Origin of the sequence: Sediminitomix flava, assembly GCF_003149185.1 — a bacterium.
Taxonomy (GTDB): Bacteria; Bacteroidota; Bacteroidia; order Cytophagales; family Flammeovirgaceae; genus Sediminitomix; species Sediminitomix flava.
Map to the genome: position 1 here is coordinate 222,592 of NZ_QGDO01000004.1, position 17,383 is coordinate 239,974.

Below are 17,383 nucleotides of genomic sequence, written 5' to 3' on the forward strand. Positions count from 1 at the left end.
CCTAAATCTTGAATGAAATTTCTCCACGCATTTGTTCTAAAGCCTTGTGCATTCTTTTTTCAACGGCTTTCACGCTTATACCTAATTCTTTCGCTATTTCATTGTAGGTTTTTCCTTCGGTTCTACTCATGATAAAAACCTTTCTATTCTTATCAGATAACTTAGATATTGAACGACATAATTTATCTTCAAACTCCTTCATTTCTAAAAGAAAGATCGGTGTTTCATTACTCTTTGTTACATTTTGCTCTATCTCAGCCGAGTAATTCAATTCGATACTCTTATGCTTGAAATAATTAATTGTCAAGTTTTGAGAAATAGTGAATAACAAGGCTTTAGCCGTTTCTGCCTGCACCACTTCTCTTTTCTCCCATAACTTTAAAAAAGATTCTTGAGCAATATCTTTTGCACTATCTATATCTCCTAACTTAAAAAAGATAAAAGCCTTTATCCTTTCAAAGTATTTCTTGTAGAGAAAGATGTAAGTGCTACTAGTTAAAGGTAGACTTGTTTCCTCTTTACACATTACAGCATAGCAATCCAACCCCACAAAACTGTGTTAGTGGAAATTTATATGAATAAAAAATTCAAATGAATGTCAACTCAATATGATGGTGTGAAACACATGAGTTTGACATGTATGCTTATTCAGCCCTTTATTTTTGGGCAAAAAAAGAATATTTTGTTTTAGTTACTATTTCTGGTGTTAAAACAGCTTCTAAATCAATTCTAAAAATACATATTTTGAATATAGCCCCGACACTACATTTACAATCATTTGTATTTATTAATTTAACGGCGAAACAGAAAAACTGAGTTACTTTACTTTTGTTTATGCTATATCCTCAAATAATTAAGGATTTATCTCTAACTTAGCCACTTCTAATTCTCGGAAGAGAAGAAATAGTTTTAATATTTTAAACGACTATATAATGCTAAACCTTGTGCTTTTTGGCCCTCCGGGCGCAGGAAAAGGTACACAAAGTGCCAAAATCAAAGAAAAATACAACTTGATCCACCTTTCTACTGGTGACTTGCTACGTTCAGAAATTGCTGCAGGTACAGCCTTAGGCTTAGAAGCTAAGAAGTTGATGGACAACGGACAGCTTGTTCCTGATGAAGTTGTGATTGGCATGATCGATAACAAAGTAAAAGCAAATCAAGATGCTGCAGGCTTTATCTTTGATGGCTTTCCAAGAACAGTAGCTCAAGCAGAAGCATTAGATGTATTGTTAGAGAAAAACGGTACAGCAGTTTCTGGTATGGTTGCTCTTGAAGTTGACGAGGAAGAGCTTACTCAACGTATTTTGGAAAGAGGTAAAACTTCAGGTCGTTCTGATGACCAAGATGTAAACCTTATCCGTAATCGTGTACAAGAATACGAATCTAAAACTGCTCCTGTAGCAGATCACTACAAAGGGCAAAACAAATACAAATCAGTAGCTGGTGTTGGGGCTATCGAAGAGATTTTCGACAGTCTTTGTGCTGCGATTGACACTTTGTAAGCGAGATTTATACATATCTCTAGAATTTTCCGCTAGAGAATTGTACATTTGCGACAGAATTAAGGCGTTGAACTCTTCAGCGCCTTTTTTTGTGGTTAAAATATTTAGGGGAGTTATAATACCCATGCAGGTATTTCTTGCTGATAGTCTATTGGTGATATCATGTATTTATAGCTCTTCCCATTAATACAGAAGAACTATGGCTTCATCAAACTTTATAGATTACGTTAAAATATTCTGTCGTTCTGGTGCAGGTGGACCAGGCTCTGTCCACTTCCGAAGAGAAAAGCACGTCGCTAAAGGTGGTCCTGATGGCGGAGACGGTGGACGTGGAGCGCACATTATCCTTAGAGGAAAAAGTAATTTCTGGACTTTACTTCACTTAAAGTACCGTAAACATATTCATGCTGAAAACGGTAAGCCTGGAGAAGGTGGTTGTCGTAGTGGTGCACAAGGAGAAGATATTTATCTAGATGTACCTCTTGGTACTATTGCTCGTGATGCTGAAACTGGTGAGAAACTTCTTGAAATCACTGAAGATGGAGAAGAAAGAATCTTGCTAGAAGGTGGTAAAGGTGGATTGGGTAACGATCATTTCAAAACGGCCACAAAACAAACGCCTATGTATGCTCAACCGGGTATCGAAGGTATTGAGATGTGGATTATTCTGGAACTTAAAGTTCTTGCAGACGTTGGTTTAGTAGGATTTCCTAATGCAGGTAAATCAACTTTACTCTCAGTAGTTTCTGCTGCCCGACCTAAAGTTGCTGACTATGCTTTTACAACTCTAACACCAAACTTAGGAGTTGTAGCCTATCGTGATAATCAGTCTTTCGTAATGGCTGATATTCCTGGAATTATCAAAGGTGCCTCTGAAGGTAAAGGACTTGGTATCCGTTTCTTGAGACATATTGAACGTAACTCTGTTCTCTTGTTTATGGTACCTGCCGATGCTGATGACATTGCTGAAGAGTACCAAATTCTACTCAACGAGTTGAAGCTTTACAACCCAGAATTACTTGACAAAAACCGTCTTTTAGCAATTACGAAATGTGATATGCTTGATGATGAACTAAAGGAACAATTGAAAGATGAATTAGATAATAATCTTCCAGAAAAATTGGAGTATACATTTATCTCATCGGTTGCGCAACAAGGAATTGTAGACTTGAAAGATATGGTTTGGAAAGCAATCAACAATTAGATTTCGCATTCTAATATCTATATGAATATACTTGGGCGGTCAATAACTTTTAAGTTGTTGTCCGCTTTTTTATTTTAAAAAAGTAAGGTGAATAATAAAAAAATCGATGCTACCTCATGAAAAGATAACATCGATTTCAAATAAAATACTATTCTCAACTATGTAGTGAGTATTCTATTCGTCATATAAATAATACTTTTTAGAAAGTGTTTTAAAAGTATCAACATCTTTATACCAATACTCTTTTATATCTGAAAATTTATAATCCTTCGTGAAATTTTCTCTGATAAAATTACTACCACAGACCTTATCAAACATTGAAAGTCTGTTTGGAGCCATTTCGAATAAATCTTTTTCTGGATAAAGTTTATGATGCTCTTGAAGTATATAAAACTGTATTTCTGAAAGTTTTGCCTTTTCATAATCAGTAATATAAATCTGAACTCCGTGCAGTGTTGTACCTTTTTTAGCTTTGTAATAAGGTGTAAATGACATCGGTCGGAAAAGTAATCCACCCAACTCCAAACTATTCAATGCTTTTGCAAAAGCTAATGGGTCAATCCATTCAGCTCCAATCACCTCAAATGGCATTGTATAACCAATACCAATAAAATTAGCATCAAGTTCTCCCAAAATCCCTGTTACGGGGTACATTACTGCCGAATGCTCAAAAGGAATATGCGGAGAAGTAGGAACCCATCTTCTTCCAGTCTCTTTGAAAGACATATTACGCTTCCAACCTTCCATAGGAACTACAGTCAATTTACATTTCACTCCATTCTTCAACCAGCCTTCATTATTCATCATTAAGGCTACTTCGCCTACAGTTAGTCCGTATACATATGGAATTGGAAACTGGCTTACGAATGAAAAATAACCTTCTTCAACTATATTTCCTTCTACTTTTTCTCCTCCCAAAGGATTAGGTCTATCCAACACAACTACTTCAATATTATTTGCAGCAGCAGCTTCCATTACTAAACCTAGCGTACTAATAAAAGTATAAGACCTCACTCCAATATCCTGAATATCATAAACCAACACATCAATCCCTTCTAACATTTCATTGGAAGGCTTTCGCGTTTTTCCATACAAAGAATAAACCGGAAGTCCTGTACGCTCATCTTTATAAGATTCGATATGTGAACCTGCATCTGCACTACCTCTTACCCCATGCTCGGGCCCGAAAAGTGCGACTAATTCGACAGCTGGATGTTCAAAGAAAATATCTACTGTGGAATTAAAATTATAATCTCCTCCTGTTGGGTTCGTAATTAGTCCGACTCTTTTCCCTTGTAGTATCGTATACTCATCTGCCACAAGAACGTCTAAACCAACTTTGACTATCGGACTATCTACTTTATTCTCTTGTGCTGGAGCAGTACAGAATGAGAATAAAAAAGTACATAAGCCTATCAAAAAAAATTTATTTTTCATCGCTTTTCATTTATCTATTACAAACTCAAAAAAATCTATCTCTCACCTATCTAGGTACTCCAAAAGTATCATTTTTACTTTAATCTGCATAATCTCAGACAAAAGACAGAAGTATTTCAAACTATAAAAAAAGAATGCCCAAGACATCATCTTGGGCATTACTCATTTGTCACAAAATCAACTAACTGTATTATACTTTTTACTACTTAAAAGCTCGAAAGGTATTTCGAATATATTTTTTAGACCAAAGTCTCTGTTTTCAATTCTTTTGCTGCTCCTTCATCTAAGAATACAGCTACATTATTATGCAATTGTAAATATGTTGCTGGTACTTGTCCTGAAACTTCCCCATTCATCATTTCATTGACAATCGCTGCTTTACTCTCTCCCCAAGCCATCATAATAACTTTCTTAGCATTCAGAATAGAACCGACACCCATTGTTACGGCCTCAGTAGGTACATTCTCAAGTCCACCAAATCCGGGAGCGGCATCTTTTCTTGTAATCGGATCTAGCGTCACCATTCTTGTCAAAGTCTTCTCATTTGATGGTGGCTCATTAAAACCAATGTGTCCAGTTCTTCCGATACCTAATAATTGAAGATCAACTCCTCCATGCAGCTTGATTTTAGCCTCATAAGTCGCACAATACTCTTCAATTTCTTTTCTTCTGATCGTACCACTTGGAATGTTTACATTTTCCATATTGATATCTACATGATCAAAAAGATTTTTCTTCATGAAATACACATAGCTATGCTCAGATGATGGATCCATAGGATAATACTCATCTAAGTTAAATGTGATTACATTTTTAAAACTTAAACCTTCCTCTTTATGCATTCTTACCAATTCAGCATATACTTTCAATGGCGAGGAACCTGTAGCTAAACCTAAAACTGCATTTTCACCTTTCTCAGCCTTTGATCTGATAAGGTCTGCAATATCTTGTGCAACTTTTTTTGAAGCACTTTCAGCATCAGCATATACATTTGTATATAGCTTCTCTGAGGAATTATTTACGGCTAAGTTCATAAGAAATATAATTTATGTATAGTTTGATATCTTGATTCGACCTAAAACCTATTACAACAATTTCTTAATCCCTCTTTACTGATTTAACCTTGTTTGAGGTGATATGCTTTTAATCCGTCTAAAGGATCTTTTTCTATTTTATAAAGCTTATATCCTCTTTTGGTTATTTCTTCAGTTATAAAGTCTTTGAAATGAAAAGCTATTGAACCTACAAAGCCAATAGAAGTTTCTGATCCCTTATGCTCTAGCAGAACTTTTACATAATCATCAAAGAATTTTTCAAAATTCTCTCTGATGATACGCTTACACACAGCATCATCTTTGTGTTTGTAAAGAAATGTGGTGAAAGATGCTAGAAATCGATTTGGATTAGCTTGTCTATAAATCTTATCTAAGATCTGAGCTGTATCCAAATTGTAAGTTGAATAAAAGTCAGCTGTCATTTCTGCATTTAGCTCTCCTTTTAATAAACTTGCAATCAGTTGTTTTCCTAAAACAGCTCCACTTGCCCAATCGGCTAATATGTATCCTAAAGACGGTACTTTCTCTAGTACATTTGCATCTTTACAATAACAAGCATTTGCCCCAGTACCAAGTATACAAGCTATTCCTTCTCCTTTATAAAAAAGACTTCGAACTGCTGCATACAAATCACTTTCCACTTCTATAGTTTCTGCTTTTGGTAAAAATTCTTTAAGAATTTCTTCCATTTTTAGCTTCATCTGCTCAAGCCCTAAACCCGCTCCATAAAAATGAATACTCGTAATAGCTGATTGTAATTCTCCTAACTCTTTTTGAAGTAGATTTTTAATCTCTTTCTCCTCCACAAAGTAAGGATTTAGTCCTTGAGTTGTTTTCTGAAACAGCTCTTGACCATTCTCATCTATACCTATCCATTTTGTTTTTGAAGAGCCACTATCTGCTATAATCTTCATATCAGTTCATTAAGTCTAATTATGAAAGTACTGAAGATATCTAACAAATTCAGCTTTAAAGGTATTTGACTTTATACATTTAAGAAGAATTAGGTATACCCGTCTAGTATATCCTTGAATTGTTGTAATAAACTTACACTTCAAATATATAAATTTTATTATTTATTACTCAATATAATTAATTTTTATTATTAATAAACATCTTATTAATCTCTTTTATTCTTAAATAAGCAGAAGAAGTTTATCCATAGGGAATAAAAAAAGGCTTCCCAAACTGGGAAACCTTTGATTTTACTAAAACACATTCGACCTAATCTTTCACAATAAGAGGTCATTAAAAAACTACTATCTTTAATTCTTACAGACCAAGTCCGTAAAATCCTTTTTCTCCGTTAGGGTAAACACCTTCAAGAAGTACGCCACCAGATTTCTTACTCAATTTTCTATAAAACTGATCAGCACTTGAGACTGGTTCCTTATCAATATGAGTAACTACGAATCCTTCTTGTACTCTCGAATCATAGAGCTTTCCTTTCTCAATGCTTGTGATCTTCACTCCATTTTCAAGGTTTAACTCCTCTTTTTCATCATCAGAAAGGGCTTTTACTGTAACTCCTAACTCTCCTTTCAAATCATCAATTGTTGTTCTTCCTTTTGCCAAAGAGACCTCATTTTGCATATTTCTGAGTTCCACTTCTTTTTCCATCTCATCACTTCCTCTTCTGATAAGTAGTGTTACGGTTTCACCTGGTCTTTTTCTGGCTATTTGTTCTTGTAACTCAGAAGACTCATTAACTCTTACGCCTCCGACTTTTAAAACAACATCGCCTTTTTCTAATCCGGCTCTATCTGCTCCACTTCCTTCGGCTACACCTGCTATATAAACTCCTTCTACATTTTTAAGCCCGTATTCTTCAGCTATTTCAGCATTGACACCCAAGATTTGAACGCCAAGGATCGCACGTTGTACTACACCATAATTCCTGAGGTCATCCAATACTTTTTTTACTAATTCTGAAGGTACTGCAAATGAATAACCAGAATATGAACCTGTTCGTGAAGCAATCGCGGTATTTATTCCTATCAGGTTTCCTTTAAGGTCAACCAATGCACCACCACTGTTACCAGGGTTTACAGCTGCATCCGTCTGTAAGAAAGATTCAATAGCATAATTTTCTCTTGAACGTTGAAGAATATTAATATTTCTTGCCTTAGCACTAATAATACCTGCTGTAACAGTTGAGGTTAGATTAAATGGATTACCGACAGCTAAAACCCATTCTCCAACTCTTACATCATCAGAATTTCCATAAGGAACAAAAGGAAGTCCTTTTTCCTCAATTTTCAATAAAGCTAAATCTGTTGTTGGATCAGTACCTATAACTTCAGCTTCGAAAAGACGCTTATCATTAAGTACAATCTCAATTTTATCTGCTTTTTCTACAACATGATTATTTGTAGCGATATACCCATCATCAGTTAGGATAACACCAGACCCTGTTGACATTCCTGCCCAACTATCTTCTTCGGGCTGTTGCTGCTCTTGTCTTGGAGCAGACCTTTCTCCAAAAAACTCTCTAAAAATATCTTCAGGGCTTCTACTTCTTCCTTGAGAATAATTCCCTTTATAATAGCATTTTACATGGACTACTGCTGGAGTTACTTTTTCTGCAGCATCCACAAAGTTTAATCCTTGGGGAACCTGATAAGCTTTCTTATCAGAATCATTATTGTAGTTTGTGAGCTTGAAATGATCTTGCTGATCACTTATACTTTGAAATTTGACTTCATTTTGAGGAGTTAGGTAAGTGTTAACTCCTATCGCAATCGCTCCTCCCAAAACCGAAGCGGTCATTAGGCTGAAAAATAATTTACGATTAGTCATAATCAACTAATAATGTTTTAATTAAATAAGAATAGTTTGACTGAATTTAAAGTACCCTATTTCTAAAGTACCTTCAGCCAATTTACGCCATTACTAATTTAACAGTTTTACCATGGCTACGGTTTTGCATTTATTTAACGTAATTTAGAGCTCTTTGACGAGCTATAATTGTAAACTAGTCTTTGGCGTTTAAATTTTTTAAGTAACTCAGCAAGAACCATTAACAGAATGAAAGTCTTAAATTCCGCTTTAAGTAGTTCATTCGTAAAATAATTTCCCTAAGCATAGGGGAATAAACCTTACTTTAAATATTAACCTAATTTACAGAGAGTACTAATCGCCTTTTGAAATACCATCTATTTGTGAAAGGTGAATTGCTTTCTTCAAAAAAATCAAGACATGACTAACAAACTTATCAATGGAATTGCCATTGGTTGTGCATTCCTATTCGGAATTCAAAATTCAAGAGCTCAGTTCAGTATTGGAACAGCTATAAGCTATGGAGATGACATTCAAGAAGCAGGACTTCAACTGAAAGGACAGTATCTGTTCAAAAAGCCAATCGCCATAAATGCTGAATACACCACTTTTGCCCACCACGAAGAACAAACTAGAACAGGTTCTGAAGATATCAAACTAAGAGAAATTAATATAAACATTGATAGACCATTTCATCTAGGTTCTCACTTTGAGATCTATCCACTTGCAGGTATTAACTACAGTGCTGAACAAGAACATTTTGAAGGGCAAAATGGGATTCAATCTCACTCTGAACACGAAACAGTGAATCATGATGAAGTCATACATAGTATGGGTATAAACTTAGGATGTGGTATGCTTTATCAGTTTGGGCATTTTTCACCATTTATCGAATATGCTCATTTATTTTCTGACATGAGTCAAAATAATCTGAGCTTTGGCCTACTTTATTCATTTGGTGATCATAATGGAAAGCAGCATTCCAGTACTCATCACCATTAAGCTTAAAACCTTCTATCATTCTTTGATCACATCTTTGTAATATAAGGTGTGGTCTAAACCTATAATTCTACTTTACCGAACAACAGCAGACTATTCTCTTGTTTTTAAATTGAAGAAGAAGTCTAACCAATATGAAACTAACATTTAAAATTCTAATATACTTTTGCTTTGTTCTTGCTTCATGTCAATCTGAATCAGAAACAAAAACTAGAGGTGATCATATTATTTTTAGTAATGACCCTGATGTTATTGATGGGAAATTGCTACAAGAGGCATTCCCTGACTCTCTTCCTAAATTTCAAATTTATGTAACCCACTCGGCTGTAGGAATGGTAAAGGCAAAAGTGATAAATGATAGTAGTAAAGTGATTGCAAGCTCCTCAATTATTGACCTCCTTAATCACAAGAATGAAATATCTAGGTTCAAGAAAAGTGAATTATCCTTCGAAGATTATCCACTATTAATCAAAGGTCAAAACTCGATTGCTATTTTAGTTGCTGATCGATTTCAAGTACAGATTAAATCATTGAGCCAAAGTTTTAATGACGATCGTATTAAAGAAAGATTTAAACAATTCGACCTAGAAAAATTAAAAGCATTATCCTCAAAAAATATAAATTAGAATGGCTCAAATATTAATTTTAAATATATAATTCTACTATATTTAAATTCTGATAATAAATTAAATAAGCTTCTTTTTAGTTCTTCATGAGACTTTTAACTTGTACAGGTTGAAATGCTCATCAACTCTTTTGACTATGAATTATACTGGAACTTTTGAAGGCTCTCCTTCGGCCGCTGCATTTGCTGCATATAATATTCCCTCTGAAGAATGGATCAGCTACACTCAAGCTCTTCTAGTCATCGCTGGTGCAGATGGAAAACTATCATCAGATGAAAGTGAATGGCTATCAAGTGCATTTTTGAATGTGGTTAAAGCTAACACCGAGGCAAGGGAGTACTTGGAAAACTATGACTTTGGTGCTCAGAAGATTGAAGAACTTTTAACCGACCTAAACTTTAAAACACCCTTAAATCATAAAAGAGCACTTCTTTACGATGCTGTTCATATGTCTAGAGCTGACTTTGTCTACGCCCCAGAAGAACAAAGTTCTGTTCACAGAGCTGCGGAGTACATGAAAATTCCTAGCTACCTCACCAAAGCCATTGAAGGACTTGTCAATACAGAAAAAGCCGTTGAAATGACTCGTAAAGCGATATTCGAGTTAGAAGAACATAAGAAAGGCGATGGCTTATATAAAGTTTCTGACCCAAATAGCTTTAAGGCAAGTATTCATGAAAGAAATATGCTTGGGCTAAAACATGTTGAAGAAAACTTACAACGTCTGTATGGCTTTGCTCTAATGATCATTGCTGGCGCTGATGGTGAAGTTTCAGAACGTGAGCAAGAATGGTATAAAAGTGATTTTGCGGTTAACACTTCTGTTTCAACTCAGGTTGTCAAAGAAGTACTGGACTTTGATTACAGACATGAATCTCTAGAAGACGTTATCTCAGAATTAAACAAAAAAGTACCTGTAAACATCAAAAGGACCCTCCTCTACAATGCTATTAAAATGGCAAGAGCAGATAAACTCTACCCATCAGAAGAACGTATGGCTGTTGAAAGAGCTGCTAGCCTACTAGATGTAAATGAAGATATTATGCACACCATTCAGCATCTTGTAATGACTGAAGAGAAAGTTGCTAAGCTTAAAAAGACCCTATTTATAGCGAGTTGATTAACAAAAAAGGGATTTAATCAAATGATTAAATCCCTTATATCTCATATTGTTTTTTAACTCAAAAGAAAAAGTTGATCCTTTGTCCAGTGCGCCCTTCTTAAAAGATCATTTACTTTTTTTACAGGACTAAATGTTGCAGCTGGGGCTTCAACAAAAATTGTATTCCAGTCAGACATTGCTCCATTCCAAAGCCCTGGTAATTCTTGTGATTTTACTTCCTCACCATTTCTAGACTTGATAGCAATAAAACCAGTATCTGAATCCCTAAAGTCTAATAAGTTAAACTTTTCTCCTTTATAATTTCGTACTCCACAGACCAAATCCACAGGGTTAAAATGTGTAGCTTGTTCAACTACAGCTACCTTTGCTGGATCATTCATATCAATTTGTGCAGACTCGACAATTTGCAAAGAAATCGACCCATCTGGATTAACCGCCCAAAATGGTCCTCCACCAGGCTCTCCCTCATTTTTAACCATTCCGCTTACACGAATAGGCCTGTTCAATTTTGTATGAAGATATTCTAACTTCCCTTCATCTGAAAGATCTTGATAGGACTTAGGAAAAACTGTATATAAATCTTCTTTCAAAAAGTTCTCCATTTCTGAACGTAACTCAAAACCTACATTCCCTTCATCAATAAGGTTAAGGTATTTAAATACTTTCTTTTGATACGAAATTAGAACACCTGCTAAAACCTTTTTATTAAATTCTACGTCTGGCTTCAGTCTATCAGGCTGAACATTATCTATATTTTTTATAAAAATAATATCAGAATCTAAATCATTAAGATTTTCTATTAGGGCTCCATGTCCTCCTGGACGGAAAAGAATTTTCCCATTCTCCATACGGAATGGTTTATTATCCATAGTTGCTGCAATGGTATCGGTTGCAGGTTTTTGTACAGAAAAAGTTATTTCAAAAGAAGTATGAAACCTTTCTTCATAAATAGGTTGCACTACCTCTAAATGCTTCTGAAAACGCTCCATATGTTCAGGCGAAACCGTAAAATGAATCTTCACTACGTTACCTGTACTTTTCCCATACATAGCCCCCTCAACCAAATGCTCCTCAACAGGGGTACGCATTTCACTTTCTCCATATTTATGGAATTTCAGTAAACCTTTTGGCAAGGACCCATATTCCATCCCATCTCCTTCTAGTAAGGTTTCTAACATTTGAACATAAGCTCTTTGAGTCAATAAGTCATCAATGTCTCCTCCTTTCTCGGCTAACATTTCTTTTAGATCATAATAAAAGGCAAAATCTTTGATACGGTCAAAAAGTACCATTACATCATGATCTGATGGATATTCGGTAAAGTCCGCTTGACCAACTTCAGTACCTCTATGCTTACGAAGAAATTCATACATTACTTTGAACATTCGAGTAGCAGCTCCTGAAGCAGGTACAAACTTCATAACCTCTTTATTCTCAATTGCAGCATCGTACTGTAATTCATAAGAAATTTTTTGAGACTCTGATAGTTTTATTATCCCGTCCTTTTTAATAGCTGGACGAACAATGTTCATCGGTGGGAAACCATTTCGGAAATAATTCAACTGAGAAAAAATCTGTTCGCTAGATATGCTTTTATCGTTGAGTAGTTCTTGATCTGCTATCGATAGTTCTATGTTCATGCTCATGGGTAAAAAAATTATAAATATGGATTCAAAAATAAATAATCGACTAAACTTTTATTCAATGTAAATATAAAAAAAGTGAAAAAAAGAAAAAACCTCAGCTGAATTTGTTTTCAACTGAGGTTTAATTAAAATCTTTTCATATTCTTAATATGCATTTTCGTCACCTTTGACGATTGACAAACCTGTCAGGACTATAATTTTAACATCGAAATATAGACTCCAATTTTCCACATAGAATCGATCAAGCTTCACACGTCCCTTCATTGCATAATCATCTCCTTCTGTCTCTCCTCGATAACCTTTTGCCTGTGCCAAGCCTGTGATACCTGGTTTAACAAAATGGCGAGTCATAAACTTCTCAATGATTTTAGAATATTCCTCAGTATGCTTCAACATATGAGGACGAGGTCCGACAACAGACATTTCCCCTTTCAACACATTAATAAATTGAGGGAATTCATCAATACTTGTCTTACGAATAAAAGCACCAACCTTAGTGATACGCATATCCCCTTTTGTTGCTTGTCTCGAATCTGAATCTGAATTCACAGCCATTGATCGAAACTTATAACACCAAAATGATTTCCCATCTTTCCCAGTACGCTTCTGTTTAAAGAAAACTGGCCCCCTTGACTCAAGCTTAATCAATAAACCTATAATTGGAAATAACCAAGAGAAAACTAACAACATTACTAAAGAAGAAAATGCGATATCAAAAGTTCTTTTTATCACTCTATTTTTTATATCATCTAAAGGAATCTCTGTAACATTTAAAACTGGAATATGTCCATAACGTTCCAAGGTTAACCCTTTCATTGGAAACCCTCTGAAATCTGTAATCAACTTTACTTTAATAAAACGGTCTTCCGCATAATCGATCAGTTCACGTATCTTTTCATGAGTTAGATAAGGAACACAACAATAGACTTCATCTATATCTTCATTATTTATGTATTCGCTAATTGTAGACAAATCTGATACTTTTTGATTTTGTTCATCTCCAAAAAGTCTTTTTATACGATAACCATATTCAGGATGAGCTCTAAAAAGAATCTCAAGTTGTTTGGACAGTTCTCCATGTCCAGCAATTATTACATTGCGGTAATTATAACCATTTTTTCGATACGCTCTCAAAGTCCAAATTAACGTTCCCCCCAGCAACATCATCAAAAACCATTCGGTAGTAAACCCCAATATCAAAAATTCTCTTGAAATATTAGAGAATTTAATCAATGTAGAAAATGCTGTAATTAATAGAAAGTGCATTAATACTGTAAAAGTATACTTACGCACATATTGCACATAACGCATTGTTCTTTTTATATGAAAAGGCTTTATAATCAATTCAAGCATTATCCAAAAAACATTACTCCCCACATATAATAAAGAATAAGGTTCTTCAAATAAAATAGCGACTGAATCAAACTTCCAAAAAGCCACTAAAAGAAGTGAAATATTTACAATAACTAAATCAAGTGTAAATACTATGGGTTTTATATAATGAGAGTTACCTGTCATATCTTTTCAAACACTATATCGAACAAAAAAACGTCAAAAAATCTAATTCAGTTTCTAAAAGGAAGACGTTCACCTTTTAACACAAATTGACATACAAAAATAAGACAATTCAAGAGAAAAATAAGACAAAAAATAAAAAGGTTTAGTTAACTAAACCTTTTCAATTTCTTTTTCTTGAAGTTCACTGACAAACTCTTTAATCCGCTGTTCATCATCTTTGTTACAGATTACCATCACGTTATCTTTTTCTGCAATAATAAAATTATTTAGACCTTGAACAATCAATAATTTATCTTGCGGTGTTTTGATAATACTATTCTTAGTATTATACACATGTATATCTCCATCTAATACATTATTGGCATCATCCTTCTTAGAAATATCAAATAAAGACTTCCAAGTTCCTAGATCTGACCAACCAATCACACATGGCTTGACAAAGACATTCTGAGCTTTCTCCATAATCCCATAATCAATGGAGATAGATCCACAATCTTGATACACTCTTGCTACCGCCTTTTGCTCCCTTTCTGTATAAAAGTCATCAGCAATTTCATTAAATGCGATTGCTAGATTAGACATATGCTCTGAAAATGCTTTTGTAATAGCATCTACATTCCAAATAAAGATTCCCGAGTTCCATACATAGTCACCACTCTCCAAGAAACGAATAGCTTTTTCTTTTTGAGGCTTTTCTGTAAACTGTTTCACCTTATATAGAGATCCTAGACGAGATTCTTCGTTGACTTGGATATAACCATAACCCGTATCAGGACGACTCGGTTGAATACCCAAAGTCACCAACACATCTTCTTTTTCACTAATGTAAAGTACTTCTCGTAGCGTATCCTTAAAAATCCCTTCCTTTACTATCACATGGTCGGCAGGAGAAACAATAATATTTGCTTCTGGGTTTTGCTTCTGAATTTTATATGATGCATAAGCAATACAAGGCGCTGTATTTCTACGACCTGGCTCTAATAAGATTTGTTCATCAGAAATAAAAGGAAGCTGTTCATTTATTAAACCTTTATAATCTTTATTAGTCACAATAAAGATATTTTCTTTAGGAGCTATTTCCGTGAAACGGTCAACGGTTTGTTGTATTAGTGTTCTACCAGTTCCAAGTATATCTAAAAATTGCTTTGGAGTCTCTTTCGTACTAAATGGCCAAAATCGTGAACCGATACCGCCTGCCATTATAATGATATAGTTATTATTCATGAGTTAATTCTTCTAGTTCATTCATAAAATCATCTAACACTTTAGAATATGAAAATTTATCCACAATATACTTTCTAGCATTCTTCCCCATATCCTTTGACTTATATTGATCAGACTTAAGGTCTGATATAGTATTAACGACTCCATCAAAATCGTTACTATCTAAAAATATTCCCCCTTGGGATTCTGTTAGTACCTTATTCACTTCAGAGGATAAATTCCCTGTAACTAAAGAAGGAACTTCACTTGCCATCATCCCTAACAATTTAGAAGGCATAACAGTATCTATTACGTCATTCTTTTGAAACAAAACATGGAGGTCTGCAAAGCACAGCAAAGTATTTAACTCTGAATATTCTACTGGATTATATATATAAATGTTTTTATACTCTTTTAAATCTTTTTCTAATTCTTTCCTTTTTGCCCCATTACCTACTAAGACAAACTCGACACTTTGATCATCTTTGAAAAAATCAACAACTTTCAAATAAGTTTCCCAGTCTTGTTTCGCTCCAATATTACCAGAATACAATACTTTAAAAGATTCAGATTTCTTACCCCATTTTCCACTTTTAGCTTTTTCTGGTGTTATTTTATTTTCATCTACCCAGTTTGGAAAATAATAACTTGATGATGAAGATTTTGACGCTAACTTCTTTAACATTCCATGACTGATCGTACTAACTCTATCTGCTTTATTTAATAAGCTAACTTCCATTTCCATTAAGAGCTTTTTCATCGCCCTTGTATGAAATTTATTCCCTATTAAACCAGATTCGAAAGCAGCATCAAACTCAAAGTCTTGAATATGCACCCAAAGCTTACCTCCAGTTTTCCATGAAATTAATTTACCTAAAAAGATACTTGAAGTAAAAGGGACTACAGAGATAACTATATCTGCTGATTTTATCTTTTGTATATTCAGAATAGAACCTAACGTAAAATCCACTAAATGAATCAGTCGCTTTAAAAAAGTTGGTTTCTTAGGAACATATTGTTTGTATCTAAATACATTTACTCCATTTATATTCTCCCTTAAATAAGAACCTTTCTTTTTATAAGGAACCCATATATCCCACTGTGGATAATAAGGATAGCCTGTAATTACAGAAACATTATGATTTTTCTTTATTAAAAACTCTGCCATTTGTGCAGAATACAATCCAATGGCAGAGTCTTCTGGAGCGTAATTTATTCCAACAATTGCTATATCCATACTAAATGATTGAAATACTTATCTTTATTTTTTTGATGAAAAGAGAAAATATGTCAATAAAAAAGATGTAAGAACAGCTCCAAACTGCCGCTCTAAAACATTCTCAGTCAATGAGTTAATAAGGAAAATTATAAGTAAAAAAAAATAAATTTTATTATGCTTACTTCTATGTAAGTGAATTAAATAAAATAATAAAAGTAATAGAAAACCTATAAAACCTATTCCTAAAAAAACACTTAAAAATTGATTATGTGTATTATATTGATGATCCAAATATATTTTATCATTCTCCAGATAAGAGAAAATTGCCTCTGCTATATTGTTAAAACCTATCCCTATAATCCAATTTTCCTTAATTAGAGATACAGTAGCTTTCCAAATATAAACTCTAATACTAGTTGAACTAGATAGATTTAATTCTCCTAAAAAGTTGTCTAAGTTAAAAACATCTAAAACTCGCCAAGTTATTGGCATAAAATAAATTACTAATAATAGTATCAAAAGGGCAGAGAAAGAAGCCGTTAAAACGATTTTCTTATTGAAGTACTTGACTCCTTGAATAAAAGCAATAACTAACAAAGATAATATTGTTGATTTACCACCTAGAAAAATGATAAATGGCAGAATTATAAAGGTTATTACACTCCAAAATTTACTTGTATTCAATACTGAAAGACCAAAAACAAACGCTACTGATAAATACAATGATAAATATATTGGATGAATACCTATATATGGCATCACATTAATAGAAAGTCTTACAGTACTAGTATTAACAACAGTTCCCCAATGAAAAGCATGTTTACTAAATATAAAATTAAGTATTATAGGTATAATGTAACAAAGACTTCCTATTAGAAATAGTTTTGCTATAGTTTTATCATAATTACATTTTTGAGAGAATAAAAATATAGTAGGAATTAATACATAACTAATAACTCGTTCTAAATAATTCTCTTTTTCTAAATGCAACAAACATCCTAATAAGTAAATTATAAAAGGAATTATCATTATCAGATAATCTAAAAGTATAATTCTGTTGATTATATACT

15 protein-coding genes are annotated in these 17,383 nt (G+C 33.8%); 5 read left to right on the top strand and 10 right to left on the bottom strand.

Going from position 1 to position 17,383, the window contains the following annotated elements:
* Position 1: 1 nt before the first annotated feature.
* Entirely contained in the window at positions 2-550 is a 549-nt protein-coding gene (locus tag BC781_RS16480; protein ID WP_211323852.1) for an RNA polymerase sigma-70 factor, read from the bottom strand.
* A 382-nt stretch (positions 551-932) separates the two neighbouring features.
* Between BC781_RS16480 and BC781_RS16490 the strand changes: the two genes are divergently transcribed.
* Together BC781_RS16490 and obgE are read left to right on the top strand one after the other, a co-directional pair.
* A complete protein-coding gene (locus BC781_RS16490; RefSeq protein ID WP_109619788.1) occupies positions 933-1,505 on the top strand; it encodes an adenylate kinase in 573 nt (190 codons plus the stop codon).
* A gap of 199 nt (positions 1,506-1,704) precedes the next feature.
* On the top strand, positions 1,705-2,709 hold the full coding sequence (obgE, locus tag BC781_RS16495; protein WP_109619790.1) for a GTPase ObgE: 1,005 nt from the start codon (positions 1,705-1,707) through the stop codon (positions 2,707-2,709).
* A 174-nt stretch (positions 2,710-2,883) separates the two neighbouring features.
* Here obgE and BC781_RS16500 read toward each other — a convergent pair whose 3' ends face one another.
* The 4 genes from BC781_RS16500 to BC781_RS16515 all read right to left on the bottom strand — a co-directional run bounded on the left by BC781_RS16500 (position 2,884) and on the right by BC781_RS16515 (position 8,000).
* Positions 2,884-4,146 carry an exo-beta-N-acetylmuramidase NamZ family protein gene (locus tag BC781_RS16500; protein ID WP_109619792.1) on the bottom strand — a complete coding sequence of 421 codons (1,263 nt, stop codon included), beginning with the start codon at positions 4,144-4,146 and terminating at the stop codon, positions 2,884-2,886.
* A gap of 239 nt (positions 4,147-4,385) precedes the next feature.
* Positions 4,386-5,180 (bottom strand): glucosamine-6-phosphate deaminase, encoded by a 795-nt coding sequence (gene nagB, locus BC781_RS16505; RefSeq protein WP_109619794.1) that lies wholly within the window; start codon positions 5,178-5,180, stop codon positions 4,386-4,388.
* A gap of 83 nt (positions 5,181-5,263) precedes the next feature.
* Positions 5,264-6,115, bottom strand: coding sequence for an N-acetylglucosamine kinase (locus BC781_RS16510; RefSeq protein ID WP_109619797.1), 852 nt, complete (start codon positions 6,113-6,115; stop codon positions 5,264-5,266).
* A 358-nt stretch (positions 6,116-6,473) separates the two neighbouring features.
* Positions 6,474-8,000: a Do family serine endopeptidase gene (locus tag BC781_RS16515; protein WP_109619799.1), complete on the bottom strand. Its 1,527-nt coding sequence runs from the start codon at positions 7,998-8,000 to the stop codon at positions 6,474-6,476.
* Positions 8,001-8,399: 399 nt separating this feature from the next.
* On the opposite strand from BC781_RS16515, the gene BC781_RS16520 reads away from it, so the two are divergent.
* From BC781_RS16520 to BC781_RS16530, 3 genes are all read left to right on the top strand, one after another.
* Entirely contained in the window at positions 8,400-8,981 is a 582-nt protein-coding gene (locus BC781_RS16520; protein ID WP_109619801.1) for a hypothetical protein, read from the top strand.
* A gap of 131 nt (positions 8,982-9,112) precedes the next feature.
* Positions 9,113-9,604 carry a hypothetical protein gene (locus BC781_RS16525; protein ID WP_109619803.1) on the top strand — a complete coding sequence of 164 codons (492 nt, stop codon included), beginning with the start codon at positions 9,113-9,115 and terminating at the stop codon, positions 9,602-9,604.
* Between the two features lie 136 nt (positions 9,605-9,740).
* Positions 9,741-10,724: a TerB family tellurite resistance protein gene (locus BC781_RS16530; protein ID WP_109619805.1), complete on the top strand. Its 984-nt coding sequence runs from the start codon at positions 9,741-9,743 to the stop codon at positions 10,722-10,724.
* A 56-nt stretch (positions 10,725-10,780) separates the two neighbouring features.
* Here BC781_RS16530 and BC781_RS16535 read toward each other — a convergent pair whose 3' ends face one another.
* The 5 genes from BC781_RS16535 to BC781_RS16555 all read right to left on the bottom strand — a co-directional run bounded on the left by BC781_RS16535 (position 10,781) and on the right by BC781_RS16555 (position 17,342).
* Entirely contained in the window at positions 10,781-12,367 is a 1,587-nt protein-coding gene (locus BC781_RS16535) for a DUF4301 family protein (protein ID WP_109619807.1), read from the bottom strand.
* A 150-nt stretch (positions 12,368-12,517) separates the two neighbouring features.
* Positions 12,518-13,891, bottom strand: a complete 1,374-nt coding sequence (locus BC781_RS16540) for an undecaprenyl-phosphate glucose phosphotransferase (protein ID WP_109619809.1) — start codon at positions 13,889-13,891, stop codon at positions 12,518-12,520.
* A gap of 150 nt (positions 13,892-14,041) precedes the next feature.
* Positions 14,042-15,115, bottom strand: a complete 1,074-nt coding sequence (locus tag BC781_RS16545; protein ID WP_109619810.1) for a mannose-1-phosphate guanylyltransferase — start codon at positions 15,113-15,115, stop codon at positions 14,042-14,044.
* Positions 15,108-16,331: a WcaI family glycosyltransferase gene (locus tag BC781_RS16550; protein ID WP_109619813.1), complete on the bottom strand. Its 1,224-nt coding sequence runs from the start codon at positions 16,329-16,331 to the stop codon at positions 15,108-15,110. Before BC781_RS16550 ends, BC781_RS16545 begins: the two co-directional genes overlap by 8 nt.
* Before the next feature lie 24 nt (positions 16,332-16,355).
* On the bottom strand, positions 16,356-17,342 hold the full coding sequence (locus BC781_RS16555; RefSeq protein ID WP_158281503.1) for an O-antigen ligase family protein: 987 nt from the start codon (positions 17,340-17,342) through the stop codon (positions 16,356-16,358).
* Between the last annotated feature and the right edge of the window lie 41 nt (positions 17,343-17,383).

Coding starts and splice junctions, on each gene's coding strand:
- BC781_RS16515 (WP_109619799.1), bottom strand. CDS start 8,000: ATGACTAATCGTAAATTATTTTTCAGCCTAATGACCGCTTCGGTTTTG.
- BC781_RS16550 (WP_109619813.1), bottom strand. CDS start 16,331: ATGGATATAGCAATTGTTGGAATAAATTACGCTCCAGAAGACTCTGCC.
- BC781_RS16490 (WP_109619788.1), top strand. CDS start 933: ATGCTAAACCTTGTGCTTTTTGGCCCTCCGGGCGCAGGAAAAGGTACA.
- BC781_RS16535 (WP_109619807.1), bottom strand. CDS start 12,367: ATGAACATAGAACTATCGATAGCAGATCAAGAACTACTCAACGATAAA.
- nagB (WP_109619794.1), bottom strand. CDS start 5,180: ATGAACTTAGCCGTAAATAATTCCTCAGAGAAGCTATATACAAATGTA.
- BC781_RS16555 (WP_158281503.1), bottom strand. CDS start 17,342: ATGATAATTCCTTTTATAATTTACTTATTAGGATGTTTGTTGCATTTA.
- BC781_RS16525 (WP_109619803.1), top strand. CDS start 9,113: ATGAAACTAACATTTAAAATTCTAATATACTTTTGCTTTGTTCTTGCT.
- BC781_RS16500 (WP_109619792.1), bottom strand. CDS start 4,146: ATGAAAAATAAATTTTTTTTGATAGGCTTATGTACTTTTTTATTCTCA.
- BC781_RS16540 (WP_109619809.1), bottom strand. CDS start 13,891: ATGACAGGTAACTCTCATTATATAAAACCCATAGTATTTACACTTGAT.
- BC781_RS16520 (WP_109619801.1), top strand. CDS start 8,400: ATGACTAACAAACTTATCAATGGAATTGCCATTGGTTGTGCATTCCTA.
- BC781_RS16510 (WP_109619797.1), bottom strand. CDS start 6,115: ATGAAGATTATAGCAGATAGTGGCTCTTCAAAAACAAAATGGATAGGT.
- obgE (WP_109619790.1), top strand. CDS start 1,705: ATGGCTTCATCAAACTTTATAGATTACGTTAAAATATTCTGTCGTTCT.
- BC781_RS16530 (WP_109619805.1), top strand. CDS start 9,741: ATGAATTATACTGGAACTTTTGAAGGCTCTCCTTCGGCCGCTGCATTT.
- BC781_RS16545 (WP_109619810.1), bottom strand. CDS start 15,115: ATGAATAATAACTATATCATTATAATGGCAGGCGGTATCGGTTCACGA.